Origin of the sequence: Paraburkholderia unamae (genome assembly GCF_003096875.1) — a bacterium.
Taxonomy (GTDB): domain Bacteria; phylum Pseudomonadota; class Gammaproteobacteria; order Burkholderiales; family Burkholderiaceae; genus Paraburkholderia; species Paraburkholderia unamae.
In genome coordinates this window covers 606,174-621,682 of sequence record NZ_QEOB01000002.1, presented here as the reverse complement: position 1 = coordinate 621,682, position 15,509 = coordinate 606,174, and the positions used below count along the sequence as shown (strand labels likewise).

Annotated in this window: 14 protein-coding genes; 5 read left to right on the top strand and 9 right to left on the bottom strand. The window is 61.6% G+C overall.

Translation table 11 applies throughout. From position 1 onward, the window contains the following. Positions 1-296 precede the first annotated feature (296 nt). Complete coding sequence (locus C7402_RS06710; protein WP_116610051.1) at positions 297-770, top strand: carboxypeptidase regulatory-like domain-containing protein; 474 nt, start codon at positions 297-299, stop codon at positions 768-770. A 21-nt stretch (positions 771-791) separates the two neighbouring features. Here C7402_RS06710 and C7402_RS06705 read toward each other — a convergent pair whose 3' ends face one another. From C7402_RS06705 to C7402_RS06665, 9 genes are all read right to left on the bottom strand, one after another. Next, positions 792-2,006 (bottom strand): MFS transporter, encoded by a 1,215-nt coding sequence (locus tag C7402_RS06705; RefSeq protein ID WP_224045166.1) that lies wholly within the window; start codon positions 2,004-2,006, stop codon positions 792-794. A 47-nt stretch (positions 2,007-2,053) separates the two neighbouring features. Beyond that, a complete protein-coding gene (locus C7402_RS06700) occupies positions 2,054-2,716 on the bottom strand; it encodes an EthD domain-containing protein (RefSeq protein WP_165841801.1) in 663 nt (220 codons plus the stop codon). Between the two features lie 86 nt (positions 2,717-2,802). Then, on the bottom strand, positions 2,803-3,555 hold the full coding sequence (locus C7402_RS06695; protein WP_112169056.1) for an SDR family NAD(P)-dependent oxidoreductase: 753 nt from the start codon (positions 3,553-3,555) through the stop codon (positions 2,803-2,805). Positions 3,556-3,622: 67 nt separating this feature from the next. After that, entirely contained in the window at positions 3,623-4,306 is a 684-nt protein-coding gene (locus C7402_RS06690; protein WP_116610049.1) for a hypothetical protein, read from the bottom strand. A gap of 33 nt (positions 4,307-4,339) precedes the next feature. Beyond that, positions 4,340-5,059, bottom strand: coding sequence for a flavin reductase family protein (locus C7402_RS06685; RefSeq protein ID WP_116610048.1), 720 nt, complete (start codon positions 5,057-5,059; stop codon positions 4,340-4,342). Positions 5,060-5,106: 47 nt separating this feature from the next. After that, positions 5,107-6,270 carry a porin gene (locus C7402_RS06680; RefSeq protein WP_116610047.1) on the bottom strand — a complete coding sequence of 388 codons (1,164 nt, stop codon included), beginning with the start codon at positions 6,268-6,270 and terminating at the stop codon, positions 5,107-5,109. A gap of 55 nt (positions 6,271-6,325) precedes the next feature. Next, positions 6,326-7,675 (bottom strand): MFS transporter, encoded by a 1,350-nt coding sequence (locus tag C7402_RS06675; RefSeq protein ID WP_116610095.1) that lies wholly within the window; start codon positions 7,673-7,675, stop codon positions 6,326-6,328. A 187-nt stretch (positions 7,676-7,862) separates the two neighbouring features. Then, positions 7,863-8,624: an SDR family NAD(P)-dependent oxidoreductase gene (locus C7402_RS06670; protein WP_116610046.1), complete on the bottom strand. Its 762-nt coding sequence runs from the start codon at positions 8,622-8,624 to the stop codon at positions 7,863-7,865. Between the two features lie 95 nt (positions 8,625-8,719). Next, positions 8,720-10,471 carry an FAD-dependent oxidoreductase gene (locus C7402_RS06665; protein ID WP_116610045.1) on the bottom strand — a complete coding sequence of 584 codons (1,752 nt, stop codon included), beginning with the start codon at positions 10,469-10,471 and terminating at the stop codon, positions 8,720-8,722. A gap of 161 nt (positions 10,472-10,632) precedes the next feature. On the opposite strand from C7402_RS06665, the gene C7402_RS06660 reads away from it, so the two are divergent. The 4 genes from C7402_RS06660 (at position 10,633) to C7402_RS06645 (ending at position 15,497) form a co-directional block, all read left to right on the top strand. Beyond that, positions 10,633-11,433, top strand: coding sequence for an IclR family transcriptional regulator (locus C7402_RS06660; RefSeq protein WP_116610044.1), 801 nt, complete (start codon positions 10,633-10,635; stop codon positions 11,431-11,433). 340 nt (positions 11,434-11,773) lie between these two features. After that, entirely contained in the window at positions 11,774-14,146 is a 2,373-nt protein-coding gene (locus C7402_RS06655; protein WP_116610043.1) for a bifunctional salicylyl-CoA 5-hydroxylase/oxidoreductase, read from the top strand. Positions 14,147-14,148: 2 nt separating this feature from the next. Next, on the top strand, positions 14,149-14,937 hold the full coding sequence (locus C7402_RS06650; RefSeq protein ID WP_116610042.1) for an SDR family NAD(P)-dependent oxidoreductase: 789 nt from the start codon (positions 14,149-14,151) through the stop codon (positions 14,935-14,937). Beyond that, positions 14,934-15,497, top strand: coding sequence for a MarR family winged helix-turn-helix transcriptional regulator (locus tag C7402_RS06645; RefSeq protein ID WP_112169078.1), 564 nt, complete (start codon positions 14,934-14,936; stop codon positions 15,495-15,497). The genes C7402_RS06650 and C7402_RS06645 overlap by 4 nt, the downstream gene beginning before the upstream one ends. Positions 15,498-15,509: the final 12 nt, after the last annotated feature.

The following is a 15,509-nucleotide window of genomic DNA, read 5'->3' as shown; positions in this document are numbered from 1 at the left end:
GCCACGTTACGCGCCAATTTACATCAGACGTCTGATGTCATCGACCCGTGGTTTTCCCTTGCTTGCAATGCAACATTGCCCCGGAAGGCCGGCATGGGAAACGACGTTATCAAACATGAAATTGCGCCGTGCTCGCGGTTCGCCTCGCTGTGCACGTGGTGAATCGAAAAACGCTAACCTGTCGCCAGGCCGCCGCGTCATGCGCTGCCGGACCTTTGCAAGCGTTTTTTGTCAGGCTGCCCGAAACGCGAGCTTGCTCGCGCCCGCAGTCGGTAACTCTCTCTGGAGTGACCATCATGAACACGCAACGCCATGCTCCCCGTATCGCCTCGCCGCTTCTTGCCGCGATTTGTGCACTCGCGATGGCAAGCGGCGCAGTGGCGCAGACGGCCGCGCCCACGAACGCCAGCGAAGCCCCCAGTGCCGGCATGCCGCAAACGGAGCAGCAAGGCGACGTATCGTTCGTGTCCGGCGGAGTTGGCCGCGACGAATCCACCGCGCTGCGACAGGCACGCAGTCAATGGCCGCTGTCGTTGCTGTTCACCGGTCCCGGGTCGTCTTATGTCTCCGATGTCCGGGTGCAGATTGCCAATGCCGGAGGCACGACGGTGCTCGACACGAGTGCGCATGGACCGTACATGCTCGTGCGCCTGCCCGCGGGCAGCTATACGATCAACGCCACCTACGGCAGCGTAACGAGGCGGCAGACCGTGAACGTGCATGGCAATGGCAGCGCGCGTGCGACCTTCGCGTTCCCGGCGAATCATTGAACGTGATTTGTGCGGCGTCGTTCAGGCCTGTGCGCGCCGGTGCGTGATCAGGCGGGAAAAGGTCAGCGCAAGCGCCAGCAACCCCAGTGCGGCGAATGCCAGCCAACTGCGTGTGGACCACTGTTCGACCACCATCGCCGCAATCAATATCCCGCACGATTGGCCAAGAAACAGGACGCACGAGAATAGTGAAACTGCCGTTCCCCTGGCGCGGGGCGCCATTTGCGTGGCGTTCATTTGCAGAACGTTGTGCAACGAATAAAAGCCAAACCCCGCAAAAAAACATGCGGGCAAGGCAACGGACACGGACGGCGCCACAGCCAGGATGACGAGAGACGCAAACAGAAAGAGCCCTCCCATGATGGCGAAGCCTCTTTCGCTCAAGCGCGCGAGCAGCAGGCCTGCGCATCGGCTGTAGGTCAAGCCGCCCAGGCCGTAGAGCGCCACCGTCAACGCCGCGCTGGACATCGACAAGCCCATTGCAGCGTGCAGATGCGTTGGCATGAATGCAAGAACGCTGTATGCGAAGCCGCCCTCAAGGAAAGTAACGAGCAGGACGACTCTTGCCCATGGCTCGGCGAGAACGAGCTTCACGCGATCAAAAAAGTTGCCGTCCTTCTGCAACGCAAATGCCTGTGAATGGCGTGCCTCGAGAATCGCGAGTATCGCGCCCACGAAAAATACAACGGCCATGGGAAGAAACGCGCCGCGCCAGCCAAAATGCGCCGACATTACACCGCCCGCCCATTGGCCGGCGATCATGCCAAAGACAGTCGCGCCCAGCAGTTTTGCGAGAACGGCCTGCCTGCGTTCATAGGCAACGTTGTCGCCTATCCACGCCATGGTCAGCGGCACGATGCCCGCGGCAGCCGCGCCCGAGAGAAAGCGCGCTGCAATCAATTGATCGAATGAGTGCGCGAAAAAAGCGGCGGCGTTGCCAAAAGCACAAAGCGCCGTAGCAACAGCAATGACGCGAATCTTGCCGAATTTGTCGCCGGCCGGTCCGAAGAAGAGTTGAATGACACCGTATGCCAACGCAAAGACGGAAATGCTCTTTGACGCGGCCTCCGTTGTCACCGAGAACGACTCGGACAGTGCGGGCAACATGGCGTCGCAGACCCGCATCGAAGCCAGGCTTGCAAAACAGCAGACGTAGAGCGTGAGAACAAGGCGGCGATGCAACCCGTGTTCTGCGTTCCCCTTGAAATCACCCAACGCCGCGTCCGCTTTATTCACCACGCCTTCCTCGACTCAACCATTTTTCCCAGCCATTTTCCCTCGCGTCAACCGACGATCTTCAAGGGATCCATTTGCCACGCCGTGGCTCGCCTGACCGCGCTTTCCAGCGCCTTGAGCCAGTTACCCGAAGCGAACGCACGCGAAGCGTCGCCCTCCCCGGCAAACCACAGCGACGCGAAAACCGACGGCGGATCGCCCTCGAATCCGAGCGATTCGCGATGCGCTGTCGTCTCGACCCTTTCCGTCGACCATTCAACGCAGCCCGCCAGGCCCAAACTCTCCTGCAAGCGCCGGATAGCGCTTTCGGACTCGTCCAGGAGCTTTGCCGCGATCATGACTTTCAGCAGGCCGGGACGGATCTGCCGCGCACCATCTTCAACCCGGCAGAGGGTGATTCCATCGAGGAACTTCAATTCATCTGCCGGCAGCCATTCCCTCACGACTGCCGTTTCACCCGCTGCCGCCATTGCGGCCTCGTGTTCAAACTCCAGTTCAACGATTCCGTCACATTCGTAAGCCGCTTCGCTCGGGTAACTCCATAGCCTGGCGTCAACACGATTCTGCGTATAGGCCGCGATGCCCGGCATGGCGGTAGCTATTTTCGCATGTGGCCCCGCCCAGTGAGTTCGAAATTCCTCGCTGGTGAGATCGGCGCGCCGGCGAAGGAGCGACGAGCGCTTCGCCGTCGAAGGTATTAATTTGCTCACTTTGGTACGCACTCCATGACGTGGCCCGCAATGCGAACCAGGGAATATCGATGTCTACGGTCACTGCGAGGATTGCGGCGCACGCGCTAGCGCGCCGTGTAACCGCCGTCCACAAACCACGTTTGCCCAGTGGTAAAGCTCGCTTTATCGGACAAGAGAAACAGGATCGCCTCCATGATCTCGTTTGAACGGGCGAGGCGGCCCATCGGGTGGAGTGCGGCGATCTTCTCTTTCTCGTCGTCGCCTCGGCCCGACAGTAGCGGCGTATCGACGTAGCCGGGAGCCACGGCATTGACCCGCACGCCTTGTTCGACATAGTCCAGCGCCGCCGCCTTCGTGATCCCCACGACACCGTGCTTCGCGGCGACATACGGAGCGCGCCCGGCCAAAGCCACGCCGCCCAGAATCGACGAAAGATTGACAACGGCGCCGCCGCCGCTGGCGATCAGTGCGGGTATCTCGTACTTCAAGGCGAGGAACACGCCCGTCAAATTGACCGCGATGTTTCTCGACCAGGTCTCGACGGAAACCTCGTGAAGCGCTGAAAACGGCACTGCAATGCCCGCATTGTTGACCGCCAGATGGAGTGCGCCAAAGGCATCGACCGATTTGCCGACGGCTGCTTCCATGTCGCCCGGATTGGACACGTCGGCCTGTATGGCTATTGCGCGACCTTGTTGCGCTTCGATACGCTCAACGGTCTGCAACGCGTTTTCCAGATTGAAGTCCACCACTGCGACCACGGCCCCTCTGGTTGCGAGCGCCACGCACGTTTGCGCGCCAATTCCCGATCCACCGCCTGTTACAAACGCAGACTTGCCTGCGAATTCAGAACTCATCTCAATCTCCTTGATTCATCGAAACCCGCACACTTCGGTTGAACTTTGCCTCTAGCCACGATTTGCTTCACTTCAACACGTACTCCGTTCCGTAAAAGCGTTGCGTTCCTCCGGCGATGAAATGACCAAGGTCGTGCATGATTTCGTCGCGACCTCGCGGCGAATCAAAATAACGCTCGCGCATCGAGGCTTCGTCCGGGAAGTGCAAATCGGAGAGCCCGCGAATCTTCGGCGAGCCCTCTGTCAACACGGCGTCCACCCAGTGGCGCGCATATCGGGCAAGACCAACGTGAACCTTCGTAGCCAGCCCGGAGTGGTGTTCCCAGATTCGGCGGGCAGCGGAGTCTGGCAGATCCTCGAAAATAAAAAGGCCTCGCATCAGCTTGATGCCAGGCGTGGGCACTCCGCGGCTGAGCATTGGTCTGTGAAAAACTTCCGACTCGGTCACCTGGTAGACGTGATGTACGCCGCACCGGCCTCGCAGACGCTCCAGCGCGGGCTTGACAAGGCGTTCGTAGTCGCTGTGATCCCTAAGAGAGACTTGAACAATGACGTCGAATGCGTCGCCGGCTAACGATTCGGCACTTCCGTAGGGTTGTGCGGTCCGAATCGCCGTCGCCAGATTTACGATCAAACGTTCGACTCTGTCTCCGTGGTCGACAAGCGTGGGCGCCCACTCCCGCAAACACCACGATTTGAATTCGTCGGCTTTCTCTTGCGATTTTGCGCAGGCTTGAATCATCACTTCCATATCGCTTCCTCCCATTGTTGACAGGCTTGCGGATCACTCGGCTGACACGGGTGGCAACATCTGGAAATGGTCGGTGATGCGCGAGTACATACCGGGATTCGACAGGCGCCCGACGGGGTTCATTGCCAGCATGTCCACGTGCAGGCGTTGATTCACGATCCCGCTACGGTAGTGGGCGTAGACGATTTCGCCGACAACCATGTGATACGGCGTCTTGCCCAGCGTGTGAATGTCGGTCACCACGCATTCGAACTGCACGGGACAGTCGATAATGCGCGGCGCCTTGACCCGAACCGAAGGGGCTGTCGTGAAGCCCGCCCTCTCCATCTCGTCGACGTCGGCACCATACTCGGGCGCGCACAGATTCATGCGCTCCTTGTTCGCGTCGTCCACGAGTTGAACCACGAACTCGCCGGTTTCGCGCACGTTGCGAAGGGTGTCTTTTTCCTGGCCCAATTTTTCCGACTTTGTCGGACCGATACAGAACATGACCATCGGCGGTCCGATCGAGACGGCATTGAAGAAGCTGAACGGCGCCGCGTTGCGTCCAGCCGGGCCGTCGGTCGACACGAGCGCAATGGGTCTGGGAATGACCGTGCTCGAAATCAGCTTGTACTGCTCGTCCCAGGACAGGTCGCGTGTGTCGACGCCGGTAACACTACCGGCTTCGTCGAGCTTGAGCGCCGCCTGCGCGCTTTCGATTTCCATCATGGCGCGCTTGGGTTCCGCGCCGGGACATGTCGCATTTTTCATCGACAATTCTCCTAAAATCCAGTTATGGTCAGAAAATTCGACTGCCGTTAGAACTTGTGCCGGATGCCAATGCGAATCAGCGTTTGCTGATTGGTGGACGAATCGCCGAGGTTGTCGATATCGGCCACCGCTGCGGTTCCCAGCGACGACGTACCGGAAGCGCGTTGCCACCCGGCTCCGAAATACACGTCCGTTCGCTTGGACAGGAAGTAGTCAACGACGAGTGATACCTGGTTGTAGTGCTGATTTCCCACCGTCGTTCCGCGGTCGGTCGTCACGCTGTTTGCCTTCAGATATTCATACGACACCGCTGCACTCAGGTAAGGCGTGATCTGATAGGCGGCACCGATATCGAAGTTATTGAATATCGCGGTGCCATTGAGGAATCCGGGTCCCAGATTCGCGTACTGGACATTCGAGAACGACGCCGCGAGCGTCGCAGCACCGATCAGGTAGTTGGCGGCGACAATGGCAACCTGGTAGGCCTGAGCCGTGCTGTATGCCTTGTTCAACGACTGGGACAACGGTGACGCCCCGTTGGCGTACGCCGTAAAGAATCCGTTCCCCGCGGTAGCGGTTGGATTCTTGAAATACTCGAATGCGGCGCCAACTTTCAGCGAGCCGCCTGTATACCCGGCGCCGAGAGAATATCCGCTGTTGGCCGTGAAGTTACCCGCGACACCGCCCAGACTGTACTCGCCGCCGAACGAAAAACCACGGTACGACGGGCTCATATAGCGAACCGAGTTGTTCAGACGGACCGTATTGGCGGCGTTGTCGACGTCGCCCGGGTGCATCCCGACAGGGCCGCCTACCAGACTTCCGGCGGTGAGCGGTTCGGGAAAGTAGAACACCATGTCATACTGGCGGCCAAACGCCAGCATGCCAAGCTGATCGCTCTTCAGCCCGACGAAGGCTTGTCTGCCAAATTCCGTCCCGCCTTGCCCGAACTGGCCGTTATTCAGATTGACACCTGATTCAAGGGTGAAAATCGCTTTGAGATTGCCGCCAAGATCCTCGATTCCGGTCATCCCGAACCGGCTTCCAAACAAGCCTGATAAGGAATCGAGAGCCACCTTCGTGCCGCCATTGACATTGCTGGTGTACATCAAACCTTCATCCAGAATCCCGTAGATCGTCACGCTGCTTTGTGCGAGAGCAAGCATCGGCATGGCACATAGCGCGCCGCCTAGAAGTAATGCCTTTTTCATTGATTCTCCAAACCGTATTTTTCGATATTTGTATTTTTAATAATTTTTATTTTCGTTACGACTGAGTCTCCAGCTCAACCAGCTTGTTCTGATTGATCGAAAATATCGATGCGGCGGAAATGAGTGCCGGCACGGCCAGCAGCGTGAACACGTCCCCCAGGTGCCAACCCAGCCCCAGCAGCGCTGCGCCGGCAAAAGAACCCGCTACGCCGCCGAATCGCCCCACGCCCTGCATCCACGCCACGCCGGTCGAGCGCCCTTCGGTCGGGTAGATCTGCGCGGCATACGCCGACAAAGAAGTCGATGCGCTCGTAGCAAGCGCCCCGCACAGGAAAATCAGCACGCCCAGCGCAAGTTCATTGCCAACGCTCTGGCCAATCAGCACCACCAGCACCGCAACCAGCACATAGGCGTAGACGATGGTCCGGTTTGCATTGACGCGGTCCATCAACCAGCCGGTAACTGGATTGCCGATCAATCCGCCCAGCGGGAACAGCGAGGCGATCAACATACTGTGTTCGGTACTGAAGCCGAGGTCGCGGAACAGCGTGGGCATCCAGTTCGTCAGCAGGTAGTAGACAATCAGGCTCGTGAAATACGCCGTCCAGAGCAAGAACGTGCGCGCCCGATAATCCCTGGACAGTATCAACGCGAGCGCGGCCCTGCCCGTCGCCTTCGACGCCGAAGCGCTTGAGGCGACGAAATGGCAATTTTCCAGCGAGGCATGCGGCGCGATCCGCTTGAGAATGCGCTCGATCTTTTCACGTGTGCCGTGGCGAACCGCGAGAAACTGGACCGACTCGGGCAAGAACACCAGAAGAACGAAGGAAAGAAAAATCGGTACGGCGCCGCCGATCACCAGAATGCTTTGCCAGCCCACGTGCGGAATCAACCACGCCGACGCCGCGCCGCCCACAATCAGGCCAACGGAAAAGCCGCAATACATGACGTTGACCGTCATCGACCGCAAGCGCTCCGGCGCGTATTCGGACATGAGCGCGACCGTGTTCGGCATTGCCGCTCCGAGGCCCAGACCGGTCAACAAGCGAAAGACCGTAAGCGAGAAAACCGTATGGGAATTCGCGGCAATCAATGTCCACACGCCAAAGCAGGCAACCGACACGACCAGGACGCTCTTGCGGCCGATCCGGTCGGCAATGGGGCCGCCCAGCACCGACCCGAGCCCCAGACCGACAAGGGCAGCGCTCATCACCACGCCGAGTTCCGTTCGCGGGATACCCCAATCCTGAGTCAGCGCCGGTGCAATGAAGCCAATCGCCGCGGCGTCGTAACCGTCGGCAGTCACGATACAAAAGCAGAGGATGAGAATCACCCATTGGCTTAGCGAGAATCGCTGGGCGTCGATGAATGCCTTGACGTCGACTGTGCGCGTCGCGTTTGTCATCATGTGTCTCCTGAATGCGTGGGCCTGCGGCCCGAACGCACTCGTAGATAATTTCTTTATATAAAGGAACGATCGTCAAACGTTGGTCATGCGACGACTACAACCGGCCTCCAAACCGGGTTGCGCACAATATTGATTCGATATACTAATTAACATGGATAAAAGTCCATCTTCTTCGGCGCCCGCCTTACATGGCGAGATATCCCCCGTCGACAGGCAGCGTGACACCGGTGACGTACGTCGACATCGACGAAGCGAGGAACAATACGGCGCCGACGAGCTCATCCGGCTTCCCCACACGGTGCATTGGAATACGCGACAAAAAGCGCTCCAGCTTTTCCGGGTTATCTCGCGTGGAAACGGTCATCGGCGTTTCGATCACACCGGGCGCGATGGCATTGACGCGAATGCCGTCCTTGGCGAGATCGACGGCGAGCGACTGGGTCAGCATCTTCACCGCGCCTTTGGAGGCCGAATAGCCGAGCGTGTTGGGCTGGCCTGAGAACGATGCAATGGACGCGACGTTCACGACATTGCCCGAGGTCTTGCGGAGCGCGGCAAGAAACGCATACGTCACGTTGAAGGTTCCTTCATGATTCACCTTCATGACCTGTTGCAGGTTGTGCGGTGCGTTCGGGCTATCAATGCCGTCGCGAACGATGATGCCCGCGTTGTTCACCAGGATGTCGATGGCTCCCGCCTCCGCCTCGACCTTGGCCGCCGTGGCTTGACATTGCGGAAGGTCGGTAACGTCGAGTTCGTACCACGCGGCCTGACCGCCCTTCTCCTGGATCAGCCCGGCGGTCTCGCGCGCGTTGTGGCTATTCATGTCGGTCACGATCACGCGCGCGCCGGCTTGTGCCAGCCCCAAGGCGATGGCCCGGCCGTTGCCCTGGCCTGCGCCGGTGATAAAGGCTTTCTTGTTGCTCAGGAGGTTCGGAATAGTCATGAAAAATCTCTTGTAGTGGTATTGGAACGAAGACGTCGATCGCCCCCTGTGCCAGGGCGTGCATGCGCGACGCCGCGCATGCACTCTCGCCCGGCTCACGCAGGCAGCGAGGCCGAATAGCAGCGAGACTGACCGGCCGATCCGCGTGCCGCCATATCGGCCATATGATTGGCCGCCACGTAACCGAACGTGAGGCCGGGTCCAAGCGTAATGCCCGCACCGTTGTATTCGCCGCCCATGATGCTCGCGGCATCGTTGCCGGCGGCGTACAGGCCGGAAATCGGCGCCTCCTGCGACGTGAGCACCTGCGAATGCTCATTCGTCTTGACACCCATGAACGAACCCAGGTCGCCCGGCACCAGCTTGATTGCGTAGAACGGGCCGGTCTGCAAGGGCTCCACGCACGGATTCGGTGCGTGCAGCGCGTCGCCTTGATAGCGGTTGTAGGCTTTGCTGCCGCGCCCGAATAACGGATCGCGGCCGATTTTCGCTGATTCGTTATACTGACGAATCGTGCTTTCCAGCACGGCGGCATTCACACCGATCTGCGCGGCCAGATCGGCGACGGTCCTGCCCTTCTTCAGGTAGCCGTTGCGCAGATGGTTGCCAAGCGGCATCGGGAAAGGCTTGACGAAGCCAAGACCATAGCGCCGCAGCGCGCGGTGATCCGCGAGCAGCCAGCACGCGGCCTCGGGCTTTCCTTCAGAGGCGGCGATCATCGCTTGCACCACGTCGTGATACGAGTTCGCCTCATTGGTGAACCGTCGACCTTCCTGATCGACCGCGATCACACCGGGTTTGGCGCGGTCGATGAAGTGCGGCATGATGCCGGTCGAACCGTCTTTGCGCGGCACGAGCGACATCGGCGTCCAGGCAGCGGCATTCGAGAGGGTGTCGTCGAACATGCCGCCGACCTTCTCCGCCATGGCGGCGCCGTCGCCCGTATTGGTTGGCGGCGTCGGCGAAAAATGACGCTGGCCCGCCTTGATATGCGGATAGGTGTGTTTCTGACGTTCGACGTCATGCGGGAAACCGCCGCTTGCGAGCACCACGCCGTGGCGCGCCTTGACCGTCACCCGTTGGCCGTTGCGATCGATCACCGCCCCGCTCACGCGCTCGCCGTTCCGCGTCAACTCGACGGCAGGCGCGGACAGCCACAGGGTCACGCCCAGATCGCTCGCGGATTTCGCGAGACGCGCGGCAAGCGCGTTGCCGTTGGTCAGCGTCATGCCCCGGCCATAACGCATGACTTCGGCGAAGTGTTTGCTCAGGCGCTTCGCCACGTACCACGCCGATTGAACCGACCGCGTGACGCGCATGAAATGAATGATGTCTTTGCCCGAGCCTATCGTGACGCCGAAAACCGTCAGCTCGGGCAGCACCGGGCCCAGCGTCTTGAGAAGCGGCCCGAGCTCACGCGCGTCGTACGGACGCGTCACCATCGAGCGGCCGCCCTGCACCGCGCCGGGCGCTTCCGCGTGATAGTCGGGGAACGTCAGCGGCATGTCGAACTGCACGGCAGTCTTCGACATGAAAAATTCGATCGCCTTCGGCCCGTTGGCCAGGAACGCGCGCACACGCGCCTCATCGAAGCTCGCGCCTGCCTGATCGCGGATATAGGTCAGCGCCTGGTCCGGCGCTTCGTCGTGCCCGTATGCCTTCGCAAGGTGCGATCCGGGCACCCATAGCCAGCCGCCCGAGCGAGCCGTGGTCCCGCCGTAGTAACTGGCCTTCTCCGTCACGATCACCTTCAGGCCGCGACTCGCGGCGGTAATCGCCGCGGACATTCCCGCTACTCCCGAGCCGACCACGAGCACGTCGCACTCTTGCACGTCTCCTGCTGACATAAATCTCTCCATTCATCACTTAGCTGGCGAACGCCTCGCCGCAGTGGTTGCTAGATTACTACTAGCACGCTAAATTAAAACTAAGCGTTAACCATAGCTGAGCACGTTAGTCATTCACTATTGATATACTGGAGATCATTTCCCAATCGCAGGAACCTGACGTGGAACAATCCGCACCGCAGCCGGACCGCGAACGCCGTGGCATCCAATCCATTGAAGTGGGCGGCGAAATCCTCAAGGTGTTCGCCTCCGAGCCACGCCCGATGGCGCTGCGCGACCTCGTGAAGGCCGTCAACATGCCGTCCGGGAAGATTCACCCTTACCTGGTCAGCTTCGGCAAAGTGGGGCTCGTATCGCAGGACCCGGTCACGGGGCGCTATCAGTTGGGGCCGATGGCCATCCAGCTCGGTCTGACCAGCCTGCAAACGCTCAATCCGGTGCGCGAGGCGTCGCCGTTCGCGGACACGCTGGCCGAGGAGACCACGCACAGCGTCGCGCTCGCGGTGTGGGGCAACATGGGGCCGGTCATCGTGCGACTGGTCGATTCGGCTTACCCGGTGCATACGAACATCCGCACCGGCACCGTGATGTCGCTCGTCGATACTGCAACGGGCCGCGTGTTCTCCGCCTTCTTGCCGCGCCCGTTCGTCGACAAGCTGCTGCTCGACGAACGCAAGCGCCTGGGTCCCGATATCGCGCATCCGCTCGATGCGGCCGTGGTCGAGCAGATGATCGAGGAAACGCGAACACGCAAGCTCTCGCGCGGCATCAACCATCCGACGCCGGGTGTCGTGGCCTTTTCCGCGCCCGTGTTCGACTACTCCGGCAACATCGTGCTTGCCATTACGATCATGGGCCCCACCGGCACCATGGACGCGGAGTGGGAAAGCCCAGCCGCGCAGGCCGTGAGAGCGTGCGCGGAAACCATCTCCAGACGTCTGGGCTTTCAGCACGCCTATTGAGCCATTCCATCGCCAACCAGTCAGGAATGCCAGGTAATGACGCGCCGGCGATCACACACTTTGGCGCAACCGGGTTAACCGCGCGCCTGGGGTTGGCGATGCGCTGATCCGCGTCAGTTTCGCGCCCGGACGCATAAGCGTCGAGCCACTTCTCCGGTGCTTCGCTCGCAGGCACCACGCCCCGGATTGTCATCCCGGCTACGCCTCCCAAAAAATCGGGGCGCGTTCAAACACGCGCCTGCGCCCGGCCCCAGGGTCATCCCTCTCCTTCCGCCGATTTACTTGACACCTAAAGTAAATCGACCTACTCTGCCCTTACAGACTGAACGAAGGAGCGAGCATGCGCATTGTTTGTATCGGTGGCGGGCCGGCCGGCCTCTATTTCGGGCTTTTGATGAAGCGCCGTCACCCCGACTACGACATCACCGTGATCGAACGCAACCGCCCGTACGACACATTCGGCTGGGGCGTGGTGTTCTCGGACCAGACGCTGGGCAACCTGCGCGCGGCCGACCCCGAAAGCGCAAGCGAAATACTCGACGCGTTCAATCACTGGGACGACATCGAAATTCATTTCCGCGGGCGCTCGATCCGCTCGTCGGGCCACGGCTTCTGCGGCATCGGCCGCAAGCGTCTGCTCAATATCTTGCAGGCGCGTTGCGAAGCGCTGGGCGTGAAGCTCGTGTTCGAATCGCAGATCACGGACGACGACGTGACCAACGCCGACCTGATCATCGCGAGCGACGGACTGAACAGCGCCACGCGCCAGAAGTACGCCGCCACCTATCAGCCCGACATCGACCTGCGCGATTGCCGCTTCGTGTGGCTCGGCACCTCGAAGCTCTTCGATGCGTTCACGTTCGCGTTCGAAGAAACCGAATGGGGCTGGTTCCAGGCGCACGCGTACCGCTTCGACGACAACACCTCGACATTCATTGTCGAAACGCCCGATCACGTGTGGCGCGCCGCCGGTCTCGACACCATGAGCAAGGAAGACTGCATCGCGTTCTGCGAAAAGCTGTTTGCGCGCTATCTCGACGGCCATGCGCTGCGCTCGAACGCGTCGCATCTGCGCGGCTCGTCGCAGTGGATCCGCTTTCCGCGCGTGGTCAATCGCGAGTGGGTTCACTGGAAAACCGCAGCCGACGGCAAGCAAACGCCGGTCGTGCTGATGGGCGACGCCGCGCACACCGCGCACTTCTCGATTGGCTCCGGCACCAAGCTCGCGCTCGAAGACGCGATCGAACTCGCCAACAGCATGGAAGCGCACCCAGGCGACCCGCGCGCGGCGCTCACGCACTATACGAACGTGCGCAGCGTGGACGTGCTGCGTATTCAGAACGCGGCGCGCAACTCCACGGAGTGGTTCGAACACGTGGACCGCTATACGCAGTTCGAGCCCGAGCAGTTCGCCTATTCGCTGCTCACGCGCTCACAGCGCATCTCGCATGAGAATCTGCGCGAACGCGATGCCGGTTATCTGTCCGGCTTCGAAACGTGGCTCGCGCAGCGCGCGGGTGGCGAAGCCGACAACAACGCGCGCGCCGTGCCGCCCATGTTCACGCCTTTTACGGTGCGCGGCGTAACGTTAAAGAATCGCGTAGTGGTCTCGCCGATGGCGCAGTATTCCGCGCATGACGGCGTGGCGGGCGACTATCACCTCATGCATCTCGGCGCGCGCGCCATGGGCGGCGCCGCGCTCGTGATGACCGAGATGACCTGCGTCTCGCCCGAGGCGCGCATCACGCCCGCTTGCCCCGGCATGTATGCGCCCGAGCATCGGCAGGCGTGGCAGCGCATCGTCGATTTCGTGCACGTGAATTCGGACGCGAAAATCGGCATGCAGCTTGGCCACTCCGGTGCCAAGGGCTCGACGCGCGTGGCCTGGGAAGGCATCGACCAGCCGCTCGACGATGGCAACTGGCCGCTCGTTTCCGCTTCGCCGCAACAGTATTTGCGCGGCGTGAGCCAGTGCTCGCATGAGGCAAGCATCGAGGAACTGCGGGAAATCGAAGCCCAATTCGTGCGCGCCACGCAAATGGCCGCTGAAGCCGGCTTCGACTGGCTCGAACTGCACTGCGCGCACGGCTATCTGCTTTCGAGCTTCCTCTCTCCGCTCACGAATCAACGCACGGATCAATACGGCGGTTCGCTCGAAAACCGGCTGCGTTATCCGCTCGAAGTTTTCAAGGCGATTCGCGCGGTGTGGCCGGAAGACAAGCCGATTTCCGTGCGCATCTCCGCCCACGACTGGGTCGAAGGCGGCAACACGCCCGACGACGCCATCGAGATCGCCCGCGCGTTCAAGGCCGCGGACGCGGACATGATCGACGTCTCCTCGGGCCAGGTGAGCAAAGACGAAAAGCCCGTGTATGGCCGCATGTTCCAGACGCCGTTTGCCGATCGCGTGCGCAACGAGGCGGGCATCGCCACGATCGCCGTGGGCGCGATATCCGAAGCGGACCACGTGAACGGCATCATTGCGGCCGGGCGCGCGGACCTGTGCGCCGTGGCGCGGCCGCATCTGGCCAATCCTTCGTGGACGCTCACCGAAGCCGCCCGCATTGGCTACCTCGACATCAAGTGGCCGAACCAGTACACCGCGGCCAAGACGCAACTCGAACGCAACATCGAACGCGAACGCGCGGCAGCCGCAGCCGCCGCGGGACTGTCGCCAATCGAACGCGCCCAACGTGCGGAAGGAACCGTGTGAGCATGAACCAGGCTGACCAGGCAATCCTCGGCGATCGTCACGCCGTCGTCACAGGTGGCGGCAGCGGCATCGGCGCGGCCACCGCCGCCGCGCTGCTCCAGGCCGGCGCGCGCGTCACGCTGATGGGCCGCGACGCCGCGCGCCTCGACGCGCAGCGCGCGGCGCTCGGTGGCGGCGAGCGTGTGGCTTGCGTGAGCGTCGACATCACCGACGAAGAAGGCGTGAGCGCTGCGTTCGCGCGCGCGGCCGGCGCATTCGGCGACGTCGATATCCTCGTGAATAACGCAGGCCAGGCGCAGGCCGCGCCCTTCGCGCAAACCGATCTCGCGCTGTGGAAACGCATGCTCGACGTGAATCTGACGGGCGCGTTTCTCTGCACGCGCGCGGTGCTTCCCGCGATGCTCGCGCGCAAGGCCGGGCGCATCGTCAATGTCGCGAGCACGGCGGGCCAGGTCGGCTATCCCTACGTCGCCGCCTATTGCGCCTCGAAACACGGCGTGATCGGCATGACGCGCGCGCTCGCGCTGGAAGTCGCCACGCAAGGCGTGACTGTGAACGCCGTGTGCCCCGGCTACACGGAAACGGAGCTGCTGCACGCGTCGCTCGAACAGATCACACGCAAAACCTCGCGCAGCGAAGCCGAGGCGCGCAGCATCCTCGTGCGCCACAACCCGCAGCAACGCTTCGTCACGCCCGAGGAAGTCGCCAACGCGGTGCTGTGGCTTTGCTCGCCCGGATCGTCGGCGATCACCGGGCAATCCCTTTCCGTCTCCGGTGGAGAAATCACATGACATCGCCCACATCCACTCGCAAGCCCGCCGCCACGAAAGCCACGGCGAAAGCGCCGCGCAAAGGCGTGGAGAAGCCGGCCGGGAATGTCGTCGACATGGAGATGAGCACCGGCGCCGACAGCCACATGGGCCTGCGCCTGTGGTTGCGTCTGCTCACCACGACGAACCTCGTGCAAGCGGAGCTGCGCCGCCGTCTGCGCGCCGAATTCGACACCACGCTGCCGCGTTTCGACCTGATGGCGCAACTCGAGCGCCAGCCCGAAGGACTGCGCATGACCGAGCTCTCGCGCCGCCTCATGGTGACGGGCGGCAACGTCACGGGCATTACCGATCAGCTCGAAAAAGAAGGCCTCGTCGTGCGCGACGTGGCGCCCGAGGACCGGCGCTCCTTCGCGGTGCGCCTCACGCCCGAGGGCCGCGCCCTCTTCGACCGCATGGCGAGCGCGCACGAACAATGGGTCGTGGAGTTGCTCGGCGGCCTCTCGCTCGACGAGAAGTCGAAGATGCACGAGCGCCTTGGCAAGCTCAAACAACATCTGCGCAACGGCATCGAAGGCTGACGCCGTATTGCA

Excerpts from the sequence above, each read along its gene's own strand:
- C7402_RS06710 (WP_116610051.1), top strand. The coding sequence starts at position 297 with ATGAACACGCAACGCCATGCTCCCCGTATCGCCTCGCCGCTTCTTGCC.
- C7402_RS06695 (WP_112169056.1), bottom strand. The coding sequence starts at position 3,555 with ATGAGTTCTGAATTCGCAGGCAAGTCTGCGTTTGTAACAGGCGGTGGA.
- C7402_RS06690 (WP_116610049.1), bottom strand. The coding sequence starts at position 4,306 with ATGGAAGTGATGATTCAAGCCTGCGCAAAATCGCAAGAGAAAGCCGAC.
- C7402_RS06685 (WP_116610048.1), bottom strand. The coding sequence starts at position 5,059 with ATGAAAAATGCGACATGTCCCGGCGCGGAACCCAAGCGCGCCATGATG.
- C7402_RS06680 (WP_116610047.1), bottom strand. The coding sequence starts at position 6,270 with ATGAAAAAGGCATTACTTCTAGGCGGCGCGCTATGTGCCATGCCGATG.
- C7402_RS06675 (WP_116610095.1), bottom strand. The coding sequence starts at position 7,675 with ATGACAAACGCGACGCGCACAGTCGACGTCAAGGCATTCATCGACGCC.
- C7402_RS06670 (WP_116610046.1), bottom strand. The coding sequence starts at position 8,624 with ATGACTATTCCGAACCTCCTGAGCAACAAGAAAGCCTTTATCACCGGC.
- C7402_RS06665 (WP_116610045.1), bottom strand. The coding sequence starts at position 10,471 with ATGTCAGCAGGAGACGTGCAAGAGTGCGACGTGCTCGTGGTCGGCTCG.
- C7402_RS06655 (WP_116610043.1), top strand. The coding sequence starts at position 11,774 with ATGCGCATTGTTTGTATCGGTGGCGGGCCGGCCGGCCTCTATTTCGGG.
- C7402_RS06650 (WP_116610042.1), top strand. The coding sequence starts at position 14,149 with ATGAACCAGGCTGACCAGGCAATCCTCGGCGATCGTCACGCCGTCGTC.
- C7402_RS06645 (WP_112169078.1), top strand. The coding sequence starts at position 14,934 with ATGACATCGCCCACATCCACTCGCAAGCCCGCCGCCACGAAAGCCACG.